The following is a 20,153-nucleotide window of genomic DNA, read 5'->3' on the forward strand; positions in this document are numbered from 1 at the left end:
TTTAAAAGGGAGTGATGATGGTGAAGAGATTGAGACGATGGAAAGTTCCAATGGAATTTGGTCTAGTAATAGTAACGCTGCTGTTTTTTGCCAGTATAGCTTTTGCAGCAGAGGGGGAGGCCAAACCTGATTTCGGAATTCTTTCTCTTTTGCCACCATTCATTGCTATTAGTCTCTGTATTATTTCTAAAGAGGTAATTCCTTCTCTTTTTATTGGAGCTTGGTTTGCTGGTACTATGGTGGCAGGGTGGAATCCCATTGTAGGTTTTGGGAAAGCAGTAGAGCTCCTGTGGGATAATTTGGGAGATCCCTGGGGGGCTCGAATAGTTCTTACAAGCCTTACAATGGGTGGGCTCGTGGGGATTATGCAAATTGGGGGAGGCATAGAGGCAATAGTTCGCTGGATTACGAAAAAGGTTGAAACAGCGAGGGGAGCCATGTTCATTGCTGAACTTTCAGGTTTCATCATTTTCTTCGAAGACTATGTAAATGCCCTCGTTGTTGGGACGACAATGAGCCCCATTACAGATGAATATCGAGTTTCGAAAGAAAAACTTTCATATATAGTAGACTCTACTTCGGCACCTATTGCTTGTATTGCCGGCATATCCTCATGGGTGGCATATATGGTGGGGCAGATCGGGAATCAGTTCAACAACCTTGGAATTACGTATTCTCCTTACATTGCCTATCTTCGCTCCATTCCCTTTGTTTTTTATAACATTATCGCTTTGATTCTTCTAACATATGTTATTTATTCCGAGCGAGATATGGGATCTATGCTTCAGGCAGAGCGTCGAGCCCGAACTACTGGACACGTGTTGCGAGAAGGTGCTAAGCCTCTTATTAACACGAAGCAGGCTGACTTGCAACCAGAAGAGGGTATCCCGAAGCGCATTATAAATTTTCTTATTCCTCTTGGTTTTATGGTGGGGCTCATCCTTTTAATGCTTCTTATAACTGGGGGATGGCCGGAAGTCTCTATGCCAGTTGCCATGGGAGAAGGGGACAGTTCGAAGGCTTTAGTATGGGGAGCTTCGGGAGCAGTGCTTCTCACTCTTATTTTCTTTAAAATTCAGGGGCTCGCTACATGGGAACGGCTCTTCTATGGTTTTCTGCAGGGCATGAGCTCTATCTTTTTCGGCACCCTTATTCTTATTTTTGCCTGGGCTATTAGTTCTGCCATTAAGGAAGTAGGGACAGCCCAGTACATTGTAAGAGTGGCTGGAAGTGCTCTATCTCCTGCATGGATTCCTCTCCTCACTTTTTTTGTGGGAGCGGTTATCTCTTATTGTACAGGTACTTCTTATGGCACAATGGGAGTGCTTATGCCTATAGTTGTTCCCCTTGTCTATTCTGTAGCCCAAAATCACGGAGCTGAGCTTGTAGATATACTGCTTCCTTCTATTGGCGCTGTTTTTGCAGGGGCGGTGTGGGGAGACCATTGTAGTCCTATTTCTGATACCACTATTATGAGTTCCATGTTTAGTGGAGCAGATCATATGGATCACGTAAATACTCAAATGCCTTATGCTTTTGTTGCGGCTTTCGGGGCTGTTGTGGGATATGCTCTTCTGGCCTTGGGAATATCTGTTTACGTTGGTTTGGCGATAGGAGCCCTTGCATCATGTGCCTTGTTCTATTTTATTTCTAAACCTATAGAGCAAAAAGCCTGAGGAAAATACGGAAGCCTTCTTATAAAAGGTACGGTACAATAATGGCAGAGGAAAACCTCTGCCATTTTTAATGAATAATACGAGGTGTTTACTTTGTTGGAATTTGTTAAAATCCAAGGGAATGGCAATGATTTTGTGGTTATAGATAATCGGGGTAAGAAATTATCTGACAGAGAGCTATCTGCTCTTGCTCAAAAGGTATGTGAGCGCCGTCAATCTTTAGGCGGCGACGGGCTTTTGGTCGTAGAGGTATCGAAGACGTATGATTTTAAAATGCGGCTTTTCAATAGCGACGGTTCAGAAGCGGAAATGTGTGGAAATGGAGCTCGATGTATTGCCAGGTATGCTCAAAAAAAGATGCTGGCAGGGGAGCAAATGGTATTTGAGACATTAGCTGGTGCGATTCGTGCTACAGTTCAAGGAGCTTATGTAGAACTTGATATGGGAGAGATACATCTTTCAGAAGGTTTTTGGGGGGAGAATCTTACAGTGGAAGGAATGACTTTCCCCTTCGTATACCTTGTAGTTGGAGTCCCTCATTGTGTGCTATTTGTGGAGGATCTCCATGGTTTTTCGAGAGATGAGCTGGTTTTTATAGGACGGGCAATTCGGCATGATACGCAACGTTTTCCCAAGGGAACAAACGTTAATTTTGTAGAGAAAACAGGCCAGTCTACGTTACAGAGTATCACTTATGAAAGAGGAGTAGAAGATCTGACTCTTTCCTGCGGGACAGGTTCCGTAGCTTCAGCTATTGCCTCGGCTATAGTTTTCGATATGTCCTCACCAGTGGAGGTACATAATCCTGGAGGAATAAATTGGGTATCTCTGCAATTTAACGAGTCGAAGAGTCAATGCCATGCTTACTTGAAAGGGAAAACAGTAATAGTTGCGGAAGGACGGTTTTGTGAGGAGCAACAATAGGTAAAAGGAGAAGACGGGAAGACGCCGAGGAGGTGCAATGGATGAAACGAAGTAGAAAAATGACCCTCGCTCTTTTTGTAGCTGTAGGGATAGTAGGCTTACTTCTCATTGTGGGAAGTTTGAATATTGGCGGAGACTTGGTAAAACGAGAGGCTAGTCAGGCCGCAGCTACCATCATGGGGGCAGATCTTGCTATCGATAGTGTCATGGGCAATCCTTTGCGGGGATATAAGCTCTATGGTCTTCACTTAAGAAAGGGAGAGAACGTTCTCTTCTCGGCGGAGTCGATTGGGGTAAAAATAAACCTTATGTCAGTTCTGTCGAAAAATCCTCGTCTCTCTCAGGTGACAATCGAAGGTATTATGGCAGATGCGGATTTATTAGCTAAAGAGATTGCTTCTATGAAAGTGGAAGCTGGTGGTGGAGAAATTCCAGTAGAAGAGGTAGCTCTAAAGGGAGGAGCCGTCCGCTCTCCGTGGGGGGAGACTTCTATCACAAAAGCTTCAATTTCTCTTGGTCGGGAAAGTATAAAAACATTTCTAGATATAGCCATGAATAGTGTCCCGGTTAAAGGGGATATTGCTTTGAAGCGGACTGAAAAGGGACTGGACCTGAAAGATCTCGATCTACGTGTGGGCGATGGGAAAGTAAAGGTCAATGGAAGTGTCATGCCTACCCTTTCGTTGAAAGGGGATCTCAATAAATTGAATGTAGCTCAAATTGTACACCTTTGGCCAGTTCTTCCTATGGATAGTTACGATGGAACTCTTTCTGTTCGTTTCTCTGCTAATGGAACGTGGGATAATCCCCAACTTCAAGGTCATCTTTCTTTTGCGGGTGCGTCTCTAGCAGGGTATCCAGTACAGGAGGTCGAGAGCGACCTGAAATATGAGAATTTCCGCTTAGATCTCGATAACCTGAAGGGGGCAGTGTTTGCATTGCCTCTTCAAGGACGAGCGACAGCGGCATTTGCTCCTGGAAAAGTGCCATCCCTGGATCTTGCCCTTAGAGGTGAGAAGGCGTCTCTTGCCAATCTTCGAGATAAATTTCCTGCCCTGACTTCTGTTAAGGGAACCGTGGATTCTTTTTCAGTTTCCCTAAAGGGTTCTGTAACGGCACTTTCAGGGAACATAGATTTAAAAGCTTCACAAATCGAAGTCTATGGGCAGGATCTTCGAAATAATATGTTGACCGTTGTTTTTAAGGATTCTACTGCCACTGTAAATGGAACGTCTATGCTAGACAAAGGGGCTCTCTCATTGAAAGGCACGGTAGCTCAAATTCAAAAGGATCCCCTTCTTAATATCAATGTTGCGGCACGAAGTCTCGATATTGGTAAAATCGCAGCTTCTTTTCCTAAACCTCCCAAGGTGAAACCTATAGGAGATGTAAGTGGTGATGTAACTGTGAAAGGACGTATGGCTCAGCCTCGATTAGAAGGATCGGTATGGTCTAATCATATAGCTGTAGGGGAAGAAGCTATGGATGATCTAGCTTTAGCTTTTATTTTTCAAAATGACACGCTATCAGTTTCTACGGCGAAAGGTCGATGGCGTGGAATTCCTCTTGTGGGGAGGGGAGCCGTAGCTCATATTTCCCAGCCGTCTCCTTCTCTGGATCTTGTTTTTGAAGTTCCCAATGTAGAGCCTCAAGTTCTGGAATCTTTCGTCCCTGTTTTAAAGGAGTATGAACTTCGTGGTTCAGTAACAGGAACGGCACATGTATCTGGCACTCTTTCTACTCCTGGTGTGCAGATGTCTCTTCGTTCAACACGTCTTGGATTTATGGGGCAGGGATATGTTGCGAATATGGACATGGGAACGGCGTTTACTTTCAAAGATGGGGTGCCTAAAGAGGTGGGACTTAACCTTTCTGCTGGTGCTATGGGCTTTGCGGGTATAGGTGCGGAGAAAATATCAGCTCGTATTGATGTTTCTCAGGAACGGATATCTCTAACCCAGGCTCGTGCCACTCTTGGGGCGGGTGAAGTTTCCGGGTCGGGAACGGTTAAAATAAAGCCTAAAGAGCCAGCTGATGTAGATCTTTCTTTCGCAGTAAAAAATGGGGATCTCGGTGTTTTAGCTCGTGCAGGAAAATTATCCTATCCCATGTCGGGGACCCTCGATGGCTCCATTACGTTGAAAGGTCGATCTGATAATCCTTCTATTTCGGTGGATATGAACTCTCCGCGAATTGCCTTCTCCGGATTGTCTTTCACAAATATGACGGGGAGTCTTGTAGGCAATGTTGAAAAACTGACTTTAAAGAATTTTAACGCAGCTGTTGGCGGTGGTTCGCTTACTGCTTCCGGTGCTTTCTACCTTAAAAAAGAAACTCCTGCTGCTGAGATTGTCCTCGATGGCAAAGGACTTGACATAGCTTCTCTTTCATCGGGATTCCCAGAGGCTGTTGCATATAAACCGACAGGATCTTTTAGTGTAAAATTTGATGGAACTATTTCAGGGAGTACCAGTAGCGGGAAGGGGACCCTTTCTTCCCCGGCATGTTCCATAGCTGGAATAAAATTCGATGATATCTCATACCCCTTTATCCTCAAGGGGATGACTCTCTTTTTCCCAGAAGGTCGGGTTCGCCTTTATGGTGGTGCAGCCACTGGGAAAGGAGAGGTAGATTTTAGCAAGGGATTTTTCAGTAAAACGGTAAGCATGGAAAATGTAGACGTGGATCCTCTTTTACAAGACGCTACAGGAGGGCTGAAAGGTCATATTCAAGGAAAAGTGAAAGGGTCAGCTGCTATTTCTGGAACCTTCGGCAAAAAGTTTTCGTTGAATGGAAAAGGCGAAATGCGTATGGGAGAAGGGGCTATTACAGATTTCAAAGCGGTAAAGGTAGGGGCAGCTCTTTATGGCCTTTCGTCTATACGATTTGTTTCAGTAGTAGCTCCATTTAAGTTGGAAACGCATCGCATTCTTCTCGATAATGCCAAGGCGACGGCTGTGGAGGGAGATCCGATCTATCGCTTCATTAAGGCCTCCGGTCCAATTGGATTTGATACTTCCTTAGGGCTTCAGTGTAGTGGAAACGCAAATATACAGGTATTAAATGCTCTTTTTGGAGGAGTAGCGGGTGTTCTTGGCGCGGGTTCAGGAAAATCTTTGGAAGATGTGGTGAGAGGGGCCCTATCGGGGGCTAAAACAGGATTGGAAAAGCCTGATTTCAGAGATGTATCTTTTTATGTAGGAGGAACTATTGCTGATCCCAGCTTTTCCAGTGTTAAAATAGCCCCCGCCCCTCAGGGAGCGCAGCAGCAGGTTCCTCAGAAAGCACCTGTAGAGCAGACAGCTCCAACTCCATCTCAGGAAGAGCCTACTGAACAGCAGCCTGCCGAAAAAGAACAGAAACCAGAGAAACTTCTGGAAGAGGCTATTCAGGAAGGGCTCAAAAACATTTTAAAATTGAACTGATTTTTCATTTCGAAGCAGGTGAGATTGGTGAGGCTATGGGCTTTTAACGGGAGCCCCCGCGGTTCGCGAGGGGCAACGGCTATGATGATAAACACGTTTTTAAAAGGGGCAAGGAGAGGAGGCGCAGAAACCCACGCAATTTCTCTCAGTGAGAAGGTTATCCATCCGTGTCTTGGTTCTTTATATTGTTGGACGAAAACTCCTGGTCGGTGCCTTCTTCAAGACGATATGCGTCTGCTGCTGAAATGTTTTGTAGAGGCTGATGTGGTGATACTTGCGACCCCGCTCCATTTTTTAGGGGTTACTGCTATTATGAAGGCCTTTATTGACAGGCTTCTCCCATGTTTTCGTCCAGAGACATCCCCTGACAATCCTCGAGTGAAGCTTTGTTTTCGAGATAGAAAGGAGCCGCTTCCCATTGTTGTGATGGGAAGTGGCAGTTTTTCTGAAGAAAAGTCTTTCCATTCTTTGAGCAGCTATATGCATGTTTTAGCGGAAAACATAGAAGGAGGACATGTAGCTCTGGAAATATATCGATCACAGTCCGACTTCCTTCATCAAAGGAGCGTAGAGGCAGCGGACAGTGTTAATAGATATCTCGATGCTCTTGAAGAGGCTGGAAATAGCTTTGCCCTTTCAGGTAAAATAGAAACTGATCTCAAGGAAAGACTCTCTATGCCATTAGCAGATGGGCAAACGTATTCCAGTTATTTTTATGATTATTGGACATCTATTTTTCAAACGAATGGAGTTAACGGAGGACGGTAGAATCTTTACCGTCCTTTCTTTTTATTCATGAGAGCGCTTTCGTAAATTTTTTTGTAGTGGAGTGATGATGCATTCCATGAAAAATCCTGCCCCATGCCACGCTTTACTATCTCTTCCCAACGTTTTCTGTCACGAAAGGCATTAAATGCTCTTTGAGCTGTTTCAAAAAGAGAGGAGGCGGTGTAGGTTTCAAAGGTAAATCCATATCCTTCCTTGTCATGATCGGCATCTTTTATAGTGTCTGCCAACCCGCCTATTTCTCTTACTATGGGGACAGTTCCATAGCGTAAGGCTATCAGTTGAGCTAAGCCGCAAGGTTCGTAGAGAGAAGGCATGAGAAGCATATCAGAACCAGCATAGGCAGTATGAGAAAACTCTTCATGAAACCCATTGAAAAAAACAACGTGGTCTGGATAATCTTTTGCTGTTTTGTGGAGATGCATTTCAAAATCAGGATTACCGGAACCGATAAAAATACACCGAAACCCTAGTTTCAATAATTCTGGGAGAGCTGGAAGTAAAATGTCATATCCTTTTTGTAGTGTAATTCGGCTTATAGATAGAAGCAATGGACTGTGTTCCTCTCTCCATCCAATCTGGTTAAGCAAGGCACTACGGCACTCTTTCTTCCCTTCTAAATTTTCAGACGAGTATAAAGACGGGATAATGTGGTCGCAAGTAGGAGACCACTGCTCGTCTATGCCGTTAAGTACGCCATGGAGCTTAAAGTGATTTTCGCGCAACACTCCGTCTAATCCATACCCCATGGCTCGTGTCTGTATCTCTTCTGCATATCGAGGGCTTACTGTTGTTACGAGATCTGAGGTTATAATAGCTCCTTTTAACAGATTAACGTGACCAAAATATTCTAGCCCGTAAATAGTAAAAGCTTCATCCCCAATTCCCCACTCGTCTAGAACATGAAACGGCAATATTCCTTGATGCGCTACATTATGGATAGTGAAGAGTGTAGCTGGTTGAAGTGTTTTGTTACGATAATATTTATGCCACGAGAGCGCTATGGGTACTAAGGCTGAAGGCCAATCATGACAATGGATAATATCTGGAATCCAACGGGTCCGTTTTTCTAGCTCAAGGGCGGCAAAAGAAAGAAAGGCGAAGGGAAGCACGCTATCTGACGTCATTTCGTGGGGATATATGGGAATTCCTTCAAATAAATTAGGATTCTCGAGGATAAAAACAGGAACCCCATCAATTACCGCTTTCCATATTTTCCCGCTATAGACCTGCCATTTAAGGGCAGCGTGAAGTTGCGCAGGCAAACGAGTCAGCTTCTCTCCTTTCTTATTGGCTCTTTCAAGAACTCCAGGCCAGGCGGGAGTGATAACACGTACGTCTATATTCAGTTTTTTCAGGGCTTTGGGAAGCGAGCCTACCACATCTCCCAATCCTCCTGCTTTCGAAAGAGGGGCCATTTCAGTAGCGACATGAAGAACTTTCAACGTACGTCACCTTCCTCTCTCATTACATACCTCGAAAGGCTATGCCATATGCTTTTTCACAATACTCCTTTACCACTCTGTGTGTATGAAAGTAGCAGCTGTTGATTGCTATTGTATTTTTCATCATATTTATCCACTTGTTCCTATCATCGTAATAAGTGGGGATGATTTTTTTCTCAAGCTTATCGAAAAGGTCCAAAGCATCCTGTGACTCGTTATAGACATGAAGATCTGAGCTGCTAGGTTCAGGTCCGATAGACCAACCTGTTATGTCTTCTATCCATCCCTCAATCCACCACCCGTCCAAGACAGAAAAATTCATAACTCCATTTAATGCACACTTCATTCCACTCGTTCCCGAAGCTTCTCTTGGCCGAAGCGGTGTGTTGAGCCACAGGTCTACACCTTGCGTCATGAGTCGTCCTAAATCCATAGTGTAATTGGGGAGGTAAATAATGGGGATAAAGAGATTGACCTTATTTGATATATTTAAAATTTCTTGTATAAGGGCTTTCCCGCCCTCGTCTTTGGGATGGGCTTTACCTGAAAAAATCAGTTGCAGCTTCCCGTGCCCTATTTGCGTGAGTCTTTTTATATCGGAAAATATAAGGTCAGCTCGTTTGTATGTGGCGGCTCTTCGTGCGAAACCTATAGTGAGAATGTCAGATTTTAAATCCCATCCGGTTTCTTCAAGAACGTATGTCAAAAGGCGCATCTTAGAGGCCTGGTGAACCTTCCAAAGCTCATCTGACGGTAGGGCTAGAGCTTGAATAAGACGGCCAGGTTCGTTCTCCCATCCTGGAATGTGTCGAGAAAGGAGGTTTTTTATCCCAGGGCTGATCCAAGTCATGGGGTGTATCCCATTTGTGACGTTTTGGATATTAGGCACATTAAAAAGCTTGCGACTTACTTCTGCGTGTTTTTTTGACACCCCGTTTACGAAATGACTGTATCGGAATCCCAGCTCTGTCATCGAAACTCCTTCTGAAGGCATCATGTGTTTTAAGGTGGCGAGAGCATCTTCCGACATAGTTTTTTCTATCAGGTCATATTTGAAATAATCATGTCCTGCTGCAACAGGTGTATGTGTTGTAAATACTACCTGTTCTCGAACCTTTTGAGGGTCGTAATAACCCATTTCCCGCATAAGTTCGAGAGTTAAAAAGCCTGCATGTCCCTCGTTAAGATGAAAAGTTTCTATGTTGTTGTAACCTAAATCCCTTAAGATCCTAAGACCTCCTACTCCCAAGATAATTTCCTGACATAGACGACAAAGAATATCTCCGCCATAGAGAGACCATGTAAATTGACGATCTTCAGGTTGGTTCAGTTCAAAGTCTGTATCGAGAAAATAAATAGGAACGGTATATCCTGTAAGACCGGATATCTCATAACTCCAAGCTCTAATTCGAACATCACGACCTTGTATAGACACTGATATCTGATTAGGCAGCAAAGTAAGTTCTGCAGCTGGATCCCAAGTTGAAGGTTTTTCTATTTGCCAGTTTTCTTTAGTGAACGCCTGTTCAAAGTATCCCTTGCGATATAGGAGGGTAACGCCTACCATAGGGACCCCAAGGTCAGCGGCGCTTTTTAACATATCTCCAGCAAGAAGACCAAGGCCGCCTGCATACGTAGGGATAGAAGATTTAATTCCTATTTCCATTGAAAAATAGGCTACTGTGCGGAACGAAGGGTCCTGTCCCGTAAAATCTTGAATAGCCCGTCCCAAAGTTGCCCGAGAATAGGAAGACATTACGACTCACCTTCTTTTTGTTAGGTTCTCCCATATGTTTGTGAAAGAAGGAACAGAGAAGAAGAAAGTTGTTCTGTAAAGGCTGTATTGGGAACTCTCCATTCCCAATTTCCTTTCGATAGCGAAGGAGTGTTTATGCGACTGGAACTTCCAAGGTTAAGAATATCTTGCATTGGAATTATGGCCACAGAGGCTACAGACATGAGAGCCATTCGAATGAAGACTGAAGCTACATTAAATGAGGTAACTTCCTGACCGGTATAAGTTATAAGTCGCTTTTTCTCTTCTAATAGAGCCTCTTCTTCAAACCACCCGCGAGCTGTATTATTGTCATGTGTTCCCGTATATACGATATTCTCGGGGCGGTGATTATGGAGAATATAGGGGTTCTGTGGCATAGAACTGTCGAAAGCAAACAGGAGAACAAGCATCCCCGGGAGCTCGTATTTTTTCATCATTGCTGTCACGTCAGGTGTAATAATCCCTAGATTTTCTGCTACGAAAGGCATAGAGGGAAAGTTTTTTTTAAGGCACGATAAAAAACTCTCCCCTTCCCCTTGTTCCCAATGGCCATGTACAGCGGTTTTTTCATGAGAGGGAATAGACCAATATGCGATAAGTCCTCGAAAATGATCGATTCTTAAAATATGGAAAAAATTCAGGGCGTAGGAAATGCGTTTCATCCACCATTGAAAGTTATCTTCTTTTAATAAAATCCACTTATAGAGAGGATTCCCCCATCGTTGCCCTGTAGAACTGAAGTAGTCTGGGGGAACTCCAGCAATAAACTCGGGCTTAAGTTGAGAATCAAGTTGAAAAAATTCAGGGTGGCTCCATACATCGGCGCTGTCATAACTTACATAAATAGGGAGATCACCAATGAGGCAGATATTATGTTTCTGACAATAATTTTTTAACCTATTCATTTGGGAATAGGCGATAAATTGAATGAAGATGGTTAGGAAAATTTCCTCTTCATATTCATTCCAAATCTTTTTTAGAGCTTGAGGGGATCGGAAACGAAAAGGTTCAGGCCAGCAATTCCAAGAAAGATTGTTATGGAGACGGCGAAGGGTGACAAAGAGAGCGAAGTCTTTGAGCCATATTTCCTGTTCTTCCAGAAAGTAGAGAAGAGGATCAGAGCCTTTCTGCCTTAAAAAAGAATAAAAAGCTCTTTTGAGAAGAGGTAGTTTTTCCTCTTGGGCTTGCTCATAATTCACAGAAAGCTGAGAATGCGAAATAGGAGGGGATAGGTCTTTTCCCTCTAGAAATCTTTCATTAGCAAGATCATCCAGAGAGATGAGGAGCGGAGAACAAGCGAAAGTAGAGATACTGCTATAGGGAGAATTTCCGAGCCCCACTTCAGTAGGTGTTAAAGGCAAAATTTGCCAATAAGATTGTCCAGCTTGTGCCAACCAATCTACAAAATTCCTGGCACTTCCCCCAAAATCTCCTATAGCCCAACGAGATGGTAGAGAAAAGATTGGCAATAGAATTCCAGCTCCCCTGTGGCTCATGCTCTCACCTCCAAATGTAACATGGGAGCACGATCATTTTACACCAACAACTTGGAAGATTGGTATAATTTAAAAAATTATATTTTGTTTCGGAAGTGAGGGGCACGGCGAATGGAAAAACAGGAAAAATTCTCTCTCTTCTCGGAATTTGACGTTTATCTATTTAAGGAAGGAACTCATTATGCTCTTTATGAGAAAATGGGAGCTCATCCCTTATCCGTTGAGGGCGTAGAAGGAACATATTTTGCTCTCTGGGCTCCTAGCGCACGCCACGTATCCATCATTGGCGATTTTAACGGGTGGAATCCATCCCTTCATTTTTTGAATCAACGAGCGGATGGAAGTGGCATATGGGAGGGATTTATTCCTAGGGCTCAACTAGGGGATCGATACAAGTTCCACGTAGAGACTCTTTTCGGAGAGTTTTTTGATAAGGGAGATCCGTTTGCTTTCTTATGGGAAGAGCCTCCTAAAACAGCTTCAGTTATTACGACTCTGGATTATTTGTGGGGAGATAACGAGTGGCTTGACAAAAGAAAAAGCATAGATTGGGCACAATATCCTCTTACTTTTTATGAAGTGCATCTTGGATCGTGGATGAGGTCTTCCGATGAAAGATGGTTGAATTATAAAGAGATAGCTTCGCATTTAGTTGCTTATGTAAAAGAAATGGGGTTCTCCGCTGTAGAGATTATGCCTGTTATGGAGCATCCTTTCTATGGATCTTGGGGATACCAAGTGACAGGCTTTTTCGCTCCAACACGACGATACGGTATCCCTCAGGATTTTATGTTTCTTATCGATGCTCTTCATCAGGCAGGAATTGCTGTTTTTCTCGATTGGGTTCCTTCTCATTTCCCTTCTGATAGTCATGGCTTAGCCTCTTTTGATGGAACGGCTCTGTATGAACATCTGGATATGAAGCAACGGATCCATCCAGAATGGAAGAGCTATCTTTTCAATTATGGAAGAACAGAAGTGGCAGAGATCTTAATAAACAGCGCATTGTTTTGGCTTGATTATTATCATGCAGATGGGCTTCGTGTCGATGGCGTGGCTTCGATGCTCTATTTAGATTATGGAAGGAAAGATGGAGAATGGGTTCCTAACAAGTATGGTGGCAGGGAAAACTTGCAGGCAGTTTCCTTTCTCCAGAAGCTGAATCAGGCTATTTTTTATCGCTTCCCTTCCGTTCAGACTATTGCTGAAGAGTCCACAGCATGGCCTCTTGTTACGAAGCCTCCTTATGATGGGGGGTTGGGCTTTAGCCTTAAATGGAATATGGGATGGATGCACGATATCTTAGACTATATGTCTCTTGATCCATTCTACAGGCAATTCCACCAGAATGATTTGACGTTCAGCTTTATGTATGCATTTTCGGAAAATTTTGTGCTCCCCTTTTCTCACGATGAGGTTGTTTATGGGAAACGATCTCTTCTTTGGAAGATGCCAGGTGATCTGAACCAAAAATTTGCTCAATTACGACTCTTATTTGGATATATGTATGCCCATCCAGGAAAGAAATTAATTTTTATGGGAGGAGAATTTGGGCAATGCAGGGAATGGGACCATCAAAGGGCTGTAGATTGGTGGTTACTCGGTGAAAAGGTTCATAAAAACTTACAGCGGTGGGTGCAAGATTTGAATCGCTTCTATACAGAGGAACAGTCTCTTCATGGATGGGATTTTATCCGGGGAGGGTTTGAGTGGATAGGGTGTTCCGACAGTTCTGCCAGTGTTCTGGGTTTTTTACGAAGGGCAAAGGGGATTCCTCCTATTTTAGCTCTTTTCAATTTTACCCCAGTCCCAAGGTTTCAATATGATGTGGAGGTTTCAGAGGGAGGGTATTGGTTAGAACTTCTGAACAGTGATGGAGAGGTCTATGGAGGAGATGGAGTGGGCAATTTAGGTGGGCAGAGAGCTTTGGATCGGCCGGGGAATTCTATGCGCTACTCCCTTTCTCTGACCCTTCCTCCTTTTGGCGCTCTTTTCTTCAGAAAAGAGGGAGAATGAAATGAAATACATTTGTATTCATGGACATTTTTACCAGCCACCTCGGGAAAATCCTTGGCTAGGAGATGTGGAAATTCAGGAGTCAGCGTTGCCTTGGCACGATTGGAATGAACGAGTAGCAGCCGAATGTTATGCTCCTAACAGGGCTGCTAGGATTTTAGGTGACGGTGGGAAAATAGTAAAAATTATGTCGAACTACGAGCGAATGAGTTTTAATTTTGGTCCGACACTTCTCTCTTGGATGGAGCGCCATGACCCTGAAACATATCAAGCCATTTTGGATGCAGATCGACGAGGACAGGTTCGCTATGCAGGGCACGGTCCAGCTATAGCACAGGTTTACAATCACATGATTATGCCTTTAGCTTCGAAGCGAGACAAAATTACGCAGGTACTCTGGGGAATTCAAGATTTCACCCGTCGTTTTGGTCGCTTCCCTGAGGGCATGTGGCTTCCTGAAACGGCGGTAGATATAGAAACTCTTGAAGTCATGGCAGGGGAAGGGATTCTTTTCACCATATTAGCTCCCCATCAGGTTCAGGCCTGGAGACGTATAGGAGCTATGTGGGAGTATCCCCTTGAAAAAACTCTGGATACGTCTCGCGTCTATAAATGCGAGCTTCCTTCTGGACGGTCTATCGCATTATTTTTTTACAATGGAAGCCTAGCACATGAAATAGCTTTTGGCACATTGTTGTCTAACGGAGAGGCATTTGCTCAAAAACTTGTTAATTCTATTGCTAGTAGAGGGGAAGGGGCGTTAGCTCATATAGCCACAGACGGCGAGACTTTTGGGCATCATCATAAATATGGAGATATGGCTCTCGCTTGGTGTCTTCACCGTTTCGAAAAAAATGATGAAGTCCGCTTAACAGTTTATGGTGAATATCTGAAAAAATTCCCTCCTCAATGGGAAGTAAAAATTCAAGAGAATACTTCGTGGAGTTGCGTGCATGGAGTTGAGAGATGGAGAAGGGATTGTGGGTGCAAAAGCGGTGCAAATCCGGATTGGCATCAGCAGTGGAGACAACCTCTACGGCAATCTTTGGATTGGCTCCGAAAGGAGATCGATGCTTACTTTGAAAGGGAGGGAGCTCGTTTTTTTAAAGATCCCTGGAAGATTCGAGAGCTTTGTGGCGATTTTTTCTCATCGGCAAATACTCCAAAAAGGGAGGAACTTTTAAAATCCTTTGCTTGGCGGGAACTTACGAGGGAAGAAAAAGTGAGGGCGGTAAAGCTTTTAGAAATGGAGCGAAGCGCTCTTTTTATGTACACTAGTTGCGGTTGGTTTTTTGATGATATCTCTGGTATCGAATCTTTGCAGGTACTTCTTTATGCGTATCATGCTCTTTCTTTATATCAGGACCTTTCTGGGGAAGAAATTTCGGAGCCCTTTCTTTCTCGTCTGGAGGGAGCCTTAAGCAATATTCGTGAGTTTAGAAATGGTCGTAAGGTCTTTGAAATTTTTGTTTTTCCCCTTTATGTTGACTTTTTACGGGTTGGAGCCCATTATGCTGTGCAAGCGCTCTTTGAGCCCATTCGAAAACGTTCTCTAGCTGTAACGCTCTACGATTACAGGATATTTCCGGGCACACTCTTTTCTCTTGAAAAGGGGGAGGAATCTCTTTGTATGGGGCAAGCCTCCTTAACATACGTTATAACGGACGAAAAGCAAGACATATTTTTTGCGTCCTACTATAAAGGAGGTCACAAAGTTTTATGCGGGGTAAGAAATTTTATAAACGAAGATATGAACAGACAATGGATGGCTGAGATTCAAAGGGGGTTCCCTGAGGAGGCAGATAAAGTTTTTGTAGAGCTCTTTGGGCATAGGACCTACTCTTTGCGCCATCTTTTTCGGGACGGACAGAGAAGAATCATTCACCAGATTATAGAGAGAGACGTAGCTAATATTGAAACATATCTTGCCTCTGTGGTTCGAAATTACGAGGGGTTGTTGGATTTTATGGGGCTTATTAGGATGTCTCCTCCGGAAGCATTGCTTAGAGCAGCAGAAGTTGTCCTTAATGGAGAACTCAGACGATCTATAAAGAAAGAGGAGCCAGATATAGATCGTATAGCAGATTATCTTGATCAGGCCCAAACGTGGGGAGTCGTGTTAGACTTTAACAGTTTCCTGCACCATATTCGGGACAGGCTAGAGCGAGAAATGTTGCAATTTGTAGAAGGAGGAGACGGCGAGAAGCAAGTATCCCTTCGCCGGATGACCAAAATGCTTGGATTTGTTCGAAGTCGAAGGTGGGATATAAACTTATGGAAAGTACAAAATTTTTATGTCGCTATAGCGGAACAACAAAAAATCGAGAGCTCTGAGTATAGACAGTTAGGTGATTTTTTAAATATAAGGGTTAGAGAATGATGAAGGATTGTGATACATATTGTCATATTTTCGTGAGTTTCCCCTTATATTATTATTTTTATCTAGAATCCTACCTCCAGAGGCTTCTTTCCCTCCTGATATTTGTGTTGGTTTTGGCCTAGGGAATTTCCGATCGAGAGATGTATTATGAGAGGCGTTCTTTTTAAAAGAACTGTTACTATTAAATTGTTAAAGGAAAAGTTTTAGTGTGGGGTGAAGAGAAATGATACAGCGAGAGAAACTTCGAAATTGCCATCGAGTTGTAATAAAAGTAGGCACAAGCTCGGTGACTCATGATTCGGGAAAACTTAACCTCCTCAGGTTGGAGAATCTGGCGAGGGAGGTGTCTGACCTTCACAGCGACGACAGGAATGTCAGCCTTATAAGTTCAGGGGCTGTAGGCGCTGGGGTAGGGAAGATACATTTCCCTGATCGTCCTAAAACAATACCGGAAAAACAGGCTTTGGCTGCTATTGGGCAGGGTCGATTGATGCATATGTATGAGAAGTTTTTTTCTGAATATGGGAAAACTGTAGCTCAGGTGTTGCTCACGAGAGATGTTTTTGCTAACCGGCTTCGTTATCTTAATGCCAGACATACCCTTCTGACCCTTCTTGATTTTGGTGTAATCCCTATTATTAACGAGAACGATACGGTAGCGGTCGATGAAATAAAGTTTGGGGATAACGATACTCTTTCGGCTTTAGTAGCTTGCCTTATCGACGCAGATCTCTTAATTATTCTATCTGACATAGACGGGCTTTATAGTGATGATCCTCGAACGAACCCTGATGCTCAGCTTCTTCCAGTAGTATCGGAAATTACCAATAACATGATAGCTCATTCCCGATCTCGTGGGAGCAAACTTTCCAGCGGGGGGATGTTTACGAAGCTTACTGCGGCAAAAATTGCCATGACGTCTGGCATCCCCATGGTTATTGCAAACAATAAAGAACAAAATGTGCTTCGCCGTATTGTTGCAGGAGAATCTCTTGGAACTCTTTTTGTCCCTTCAAGAGAGCCAGTTCAGGGGAGAAAACAGTGGATTGCTTTTGGTAGCTCGCCACATGGTTCTATTGTCATTGACCAAGGGGCTGTAGAGGCTATCCTTAAAAGAGGGAAAAGCTTGCTTCCTTCGGGAGTGGTGGAGGTAGAAGGGGGTTTTTCCCGAGGGGATGTGGTTTCTATTATCAGTCCCGAAGGTTCGGAAATAGCAAGGGGAATGGTGAATTTTTCTGCCGATGAAATCTCCATTTTAGCGGGACATCATACAGATGAGATAGGTGAACTTCTTGGAAGCATTGATTATGATGAAGTGGTTCATCGCAATAATCTAGCCCTTATTTAAGGAGGGAGACGAATGGAAATAAAAGATACGTTGTTAGAAATGGGACGAGCAGCTCGATGTGCAGCTCGTTTTCTGGCGACAGCTACAGGGGATCAGAAAAATCGGGCTTTATTTTTAATGGCTCAGGCTCTTCGAGATCATAAGAAAGAAATACTCCTGGCCAATCATAAAGATATAGAGGCAGGGCGAGAAGCAGGACTTACGTCAGCTCTTATCGAGCGCCTTACATTGAACGAGAAACGCGTAGAGGCGATGGCCTTGGGATTGGAGGAGATTGCTGCCCTTCGTGATCCGGTTGGAGAAGTTTTAGGAATGTGGACGGCGGAAAAAGGCCTCCGGGTGGGGAGGGTACGAGTTCCATTAGGGGTTATAGGCATTATTTATGAGTCTCGCCCTAACGTTACAGCTGATGCGGCAGGACTTTGTTTGAAAGCGGGTAATGCCGTCATTCTAAGGGGAGGTAAAGAAGCATTGCATTCTAATATTGCTATTGCTTCCATACTTTCCCAAGCAGCCTTTTCTGCCGGCATTCCCCAAGGGGCGATTTCTCTTATTGAAAGTCCTGATCGCCAGGCTACCACTATGCTCATGAAGATGAACGAATATGTAGATGTCCTCATTCCCCGGGGAGGGAAGGGGCTGAAACTGGCCGTGTTGGAAAATGCCACGGTTCCTTTTATTATGACGGGCATGGGGAATTGTCATATTTTTGTTGACGAAACGGCAAATATAGAGAAGGCAATTCCCATTGTGGTGAACGCTAAGGTGCAGCGTCCTTCAGTTTGTAATGCTATGGAAACTATGTTGGTCCATAAAAATATTGCCCCTCTTTTTATCCCTCAAGCATTGACGGCTCTTAGAGAGCAAGGGGTGGAAATACGAGGAGACAAAGCGGTTTGTCGCTTATATTCTCAAGCCGTATCGGCTACGGAGAAGGATTGGAGCACTGAATATTTAGATCTCATTCTCGCGGTAAAGATCGTAGACAATATAGAAGAAGCTATGAATCATATCGCGAATTATGGTACAGGACATAGCGAGGCTATCCTTACAGAGAGCTATACAAATGCTCAAGCATTTCTTAACGGAATTGATGCTGCTGCAGTATATGTTAATGCCTCTACTCGTTTTACAGATGGTGGAGTTTTTGGGTTCGGAGCAGAGATGGGGATTAGCACGCAAAAACTTCACGCGCGAGGGCCCATGGGAGTGGAACAGCTTACATCAACGAAGTTCATTATCTATGGGAACGGGCAGGTCAGAGAGTGATCGTTTCGTTATAAAGAATATAGGAAGGAGTGTCAGGCATGTACCATGGAATGAAAGGTCTGTTGCGAGGTGTGGCTGTATGCGTGTTTCTCTTTTCTCTGACAGCTACGGCAGCAGCTCAAAATATAAAACTATCTTATAACGGGCCGGCAGATGAAGAAAACAATGCGGTCCATCTTTTTGCAGTTCATTTTAAATCTATGGTGGAAGAGGAGAGCAAGGGAACTCTGTCGATACAGTTATACCCCGATAGTCAGCTTGGGAACGAGGAAGAGCGCATGGAGCTTCTGACCCGAGATGGAATGAATCAACCTATTATGAATATCGCATCTTTTGGTGGAGTTGCTCCTCTTTTCCCAGAAATTTATGCTACGGCGGTACCTTTTATGTTTAATAGTTATCAGGCGGCACACTCTTTTTTTGACAAAGGGTTATTTTGGGACAAGGCTCGCAAAGAGTTTCAAAATCGTACAGGAGCTATATTGCTGGAAGTAGTGGAGGAAGGGGGGTTTCTCGCCTTCACAAACTCGAAAAAAGCACTTCAATCGCCGAAAGATTTTGAGGGCCTTAAATTTAGAGGCATGGATGAAGGCCAGATTACTCTCTATAAATCTTTTAGCGCCAGCGGTACCCCGATACCATGGACAGAGCTCTACATGGCATTAAAGACAGGTGTAGTAGATGGTCAGATGAACCCGGCCATGTATATTAAAATGGGGAGTTTATACGAAGTACAAAAATACCTGACTTTAGCCAATATTCAATATTCAGATCAGTTTCTCGTTATAAATGGGGATCTTTTTGAGTCGCTTAGTGAAGAGCAGCGGTCTATTATTCAGGAAGCCTCTCGTCAAGCTAATATGATGAATAGAGAAGCAGTGGAAGCTCAAGATTTTAAGGATATTCAGTTTCTTCAAGAGCGAGGGATGGAAGTCTATACTCCTACAGAAGATGAGATGGAAGTTTTTAGAGATAAGGCTATCCCGGCATATCTGGAATGGCTTAAAACAAAGCTCTCTAGAGAATGGTTAGATCTGGCTCTTGAAAGTGCTAGAAATGCGAATACTGAAGCTGCAGGACATTAGAGAGATAGGGTTGCTGCTGTTATGACTGCTGATATTCATACGTTCTCTGAAAAATGGATCTTTCGATTAGAGCGTTTTAGCGCTTGGAGTGCGGGGGCTCTTCTTGTTATAAACGTGGGAGATGTTCTCTTAGGTATCTTCATGCGATATATCATGAAAAGCTCTGCTATATGGACTGAAGAGGTTGCCCGCTTTTCCCTAGTATGGCTTGTGATGGTGGGAGCTACAGGAGCTCTTTGTCATGGCGATCATATGGTTGTTGATTTTGTCACTCCCCGGTTACCTCAAAAATTTCAGCGAATTATAAAGTTCTTTCAAGGGATCATCACTCTTTTAGTGCTAGGTGCCATGGTCTATCTTGGCAGCATTAATGCTATTAAAATATGGGGAATGCGGACTATGGCTCTTAATATCCCTAAAACTGTCCCTCTCCTCTCTGTTCCAGTAGGTTGTGCTCTTCTGTTGGCAGAGACATCGCTTTTTCTCTTCCGATCTATAAGGAATGGTGGTCAGAACTAATGGTCCT

At 43.8% G+C, this 20,153-nt stretch carries 13 protein-coding genes; 10 read left to right on the top strand and 3 right to left on the bottom strand.

The window, feature by feature from the left end; genetic code table 11:
- Window positions 1-20 precede the first annotated feature (20 nt).
- The 4 genes from B4J50_RS06140 to B4J50_RS06155 all read left to right on the top strand — a co-directional run bounded on the left by B4J50_RS06140 (window position 21) and on the right by B4J50_RS06155 (window position 6,793).
- Window positions 21-1,676 (top strand): Na+/H+ antiporter NhaC family protein, encoded by a 1,656-nt coding sequence (locus tag B4J50_RS06140; RefSeq protein WP_286846187.1) that lies wholly within the window; start codon window positions 21-23, stop codon window positions 1,674-1,676.
- 84 nt (window positions 1,677-1,760) lie between these two features.
- Window positions 1,761-2,600: a diaminopimelate epimerase gene (dapF, locus tag B4J50_RS06145; RefSeq protein WP_286846186.1), complete on the top strand. Its 840-nt coding sequence runs from the start codon at window positions 1,761-1,763 to the stop codon at window positions 2,598-2,600.
- Between the two features lie 41 nt (window positions 2,601-2,641).
- Entirely contained in the window at window positions 2,642-6,025 is a 3,384-nt protein-coding gene (locus tag B4J50_RS06150; protein ID WP_286846185.1) for a hypothetical protein, read from the top strand.
- Window positions 6,026-6,052: 27 nt separating this feature from the next.
- Window positions 6,053-6,793 (top strand): flavodoxin family protein, encoded by a 741-nt coding sequence (locus tag B4J50_RS06155; RefSeq protein WP_286846183.1) that lies wholly within the window; start codon window positions 6,053-6,055, stop codon window positions 6,791-6,793.
- Window positions 6,794-6,798: 5 nt separating this feature from the next.
- Here the strand turns inward: B4J50_RS06155 and B4J50_RS06160 are convergent, their stop codons facing one another.
- The 3 genes from B4J50_RS06160 to malQ are packed head-to-tail and all read right to left on the bottom strand — an operon-like array spanning window position 6,799 to window position 11,529.
- A complete protein-coding gene (locus B4J50_RS06160; RefSeq protein ID WP_024822892.1) occupies window positions 6,799-8,256 on the bottom strand; it encodes a glycogen synthase in 1,458 nt (485 codons plus the stop codon).
- A gap of 22 nt (window positions 8,257-8,278) precedes the next feature.
- Window positions 8,279-10,012, bottom strand: a complete 1,734-nt coding sequence (gene glgP / locus B4J50_RS06165) for an alpha-glucan family phosphorylase (protein ID WP_286846181.1) — start codon at window positions 10,010-10,012, stop codon at window positions 8,279-8,281.
- 20 nt (window positions 10,013-10,032) lie between these two features.
- Window positions 10,033-11,529 carry a 4-alpha-glucanotransferase gene (gene malQ / locus B4J50_RS06170; protein ID WP_286846180.1) on the bottom strand — a complete coding sequence of 499 codons (1,497 nt, stop codon included), beginning with the start codon at window positions 11,527-11,529 and terminating at the stop codon, window positions 10,033-10,035.
- 111 nt (window positions 11,530-11,640) lie between these two features.
- On the opposite strand from malQ, the gene glgB reads away from it, so the two are divergent.
- The 6 genes from glgB (at window position 11,641) to B4J50_RS06200 (ending at window position 20,146) form a co-directional block, all read left to right on the top strand.
- Complete coding sequence (gene glgB, locus B4J50_RS06175) at window positions 11,641-13,545, top strand: 1,4-alpha-glucan branching protein GlgB (RefSeq protein ID WP_286846178.1); 1,905 nt, start codon at window positions 11,641-11,643, stop codon at window positions 13,543-13,545.
- Between the two features lies 1 nt (window position 13,546).
- A complete protein-coding gene (locus tag B4J50_RS06180) occupies window positions 13,547-15,925 on the top strand; it encodes a DUF3536 domain-containing protein (protein WP_286846177.1) in 2,379 nt (792 codons plus the stop codon).
- A 223-nt stretch (window positions 15,926-16,148) separates the two neighbouring features.
- Window positions 16,149-17,273: a glutamate 5-kinase gene (proB, locus tag B4J50_RS06185; protein WP_286846175.1), complete on the top strand. Its 1,125-nt coding sequence runs from the start codon at window positions 16,149-16,151 to the stop codon at window positions 17,271-17,273.
- A 12-nt stretch (window positions 17,274-17,285) separates the two neighbouring features.
- Window positions 17,286-18,542, top strand: coding sequence for a glutamate-5-semialdehyde dehydrogenase (locus B4J50_RS06190; RefSeq protein ID WP_286846174.1), 1,257 nt, complete (start codon window positions 17,286-17,288; stop codon window positions 18,540-18,542).
- Between the two features lie 50 nt (window positions 18,543-18,592).
- Window positions 18,593-19,627 carry a TRAP transporter substrate-binding protein DctP gene (gene dctP / locus B4J50_RS06195; RefSeq protein ID WP_286846173.1) on the top strand — a complete coding sequence of 345 codons (1,035 nt, stop codon included), beginning with the start codon at window positions 18,593-18,595 and terminating at the stop codon, window positions 19,625-19,627.
- 21 nt (window positions 19,628-19,648) lie between these two features.
- Window positions 19,649-20,146, top strand: coding sequence for a TRAP transporter small permease (locus B4J50_RS06200; RefSeq protein ID WP_286846172.1), 498 nt, complete (start codon window positions 19,649-19,651; stop codon window positions 20,144-20,146).
- Window positions 20,147-20,153: the final 7 nt, after the last annotated feature.

The organism is Aminobacterium sp. UBA4908, from assembly GCF_002398115.1.
GTDB classification, from domain to species: Bacteria; Synergistota; Synergistia; order Synergistales; family Aminobacteriaceae; genus Aminobacterium; species Aminobacterium mobile.